We start from the raw sequence: 1,164 nt of genomic DNA, 5'->3' as shown, positions 1-1,164 counted from the left end.
GGGCGGCATGTCGGCAGCGAGGGCGTGCGGGCCCCGATTGTCCCCGGTGTCAGGGCATGCCCAGCAGCAGGGCCACCAATTCGCCCGTGCTGGTGGCCCCCAGCTTGCGCATGATCCGCCCCCGGTGGGCTTCCACCGTGCGGTGGCTGATGTGGAGGTGGCGGGCAATCTGCTTGCTGGTGGCACCGGTGACGATGTGCTGCGCCACCTCGCGCTCACGCACCGTGAGCGGCGTACTGACCACACGGCGGTGCGAGATGTCTTCAAACATCCACACCGCGCGCGCAAACGGTTGGGCGCGGTCCAGCGCGCGGCCCACCACATGGCACCAGAACAGGGTGCCGTCGCGGCGGCGCATGACGCGCTCGTCGCTGTAGCTGCCGGTGTCCATCATGGCGGGCAGGCCCAGGTTGCCGGTGTGGGTGAATTCGTCCAGCGACGGATACAGCGGCGCCAGCGGCTGGTCCAGCAGCTCGGCCTGTTCATAGCCAAACATGCGGGCAAAGGCTTCGTTGCAGATCTCGATGTGGCGCTCGCGCGTGACGCACATGCCCACGGGGGCGAGGTTGAACGCCAGTTCCAGCGCTTCATTCAACGGGGCTTGGTGGGCGGCAGGCATGGGGCGGGATTGTGCGGCAGGTGGGGCTCAGGTCTTGCGCCCAGCGGCCACCACCACGCGGTTGCGGCCTGCATGTTTGGCGTCGTACAGCGCCTGGTCGGCCGCGGCCAGCCATTCGGCCCAGCTCCCGCCGCCAGAGGTCACGCAGACCATGCCGATGCTCATGGTCACAGAGATGTCCTCCCCGGCTTCGGTGAGGCGGATGCTCTGCACCGCGCGGCACAGGCGCTGGGCCACGGCGGCTGCGTGCTCGGCCTGGCGTCGGGCAGGTACACCAGAAACTCTTCACCGCCCCAGCGGGCCAGCAGGTCCGACCCCCGCAACTCGCTGCCCAGGGCCTCGGCCGCTGCCCGCAGCACGCGGTCGCCCGCCGCATGGCCAAAGCGATCGTTGATGTGCTTGAAGTGGTCCAGGTCCAGCTGCGCGATGGCGCTACCCATTGGCAGCTGCGCCGGCAGCATGGACATGAGCCAGCGGCGGTTGCCGATGCCGGTGAGCGCGTCCGTCTGGGCCACCTTTTGCAGCCGCACCTCGGCCCGCTCGTG

Annotated in this window: 1 protein-coding gene and 1 pseudogene; both read right to left on the bottom strand. The window is 69.3% G+C overall.

Annotated features, from left to right (window positions below):
- Nucleotides 1–49 precede the first annotated feature (49 nt).
- The gene (locus DBR23_RS20060) at nucleotides 50–619 is read right to left on the bottom strand and encodes a PAS and helix-turn-helix domain-containing protein (RefSeq protein WP_108499369.1); all 570 of its coding nucleotides are present in this window, start codon (nucleotides 617–619) and stop codon (nucleotides 50–52) included.
- Between the two features lie 27 nt (nucleotides 620–646).
- Nucleotides 647–1,086 (bottom strand): annotated as a pseudogene (locus tag DBR23_RS31255) (GGDEF domain-containing protein).
- Nucleotides 1,087–1,164 lie beyond the last annotated feature (78 nt).

It is taken from the genome of Acidovorax sp. HMWF018 (genome assembly GCF_003061035.1).
GTDB classification, from domain to species: Bacteria; Pseudomonadota; Gammaproteobacteria; order Burkholderiales; family Burkholderiaceae_C; genus Acidovorax; species Acidovorax delafieldii.
Note: the sequence above shows the minus strand (reverse complement) of the source record. Positions and strands in the feature narration are given on the sequence as shown.

Coding starts and splice junctions, on each gene's coding strand:
- DBR23_RS20060 (WP_108499369.1), bottom strand. CDS start 619: ATGCCTGCCGCCCACCAAGCCCCGTTGAATGAAGCGCTGGAACTGGCG.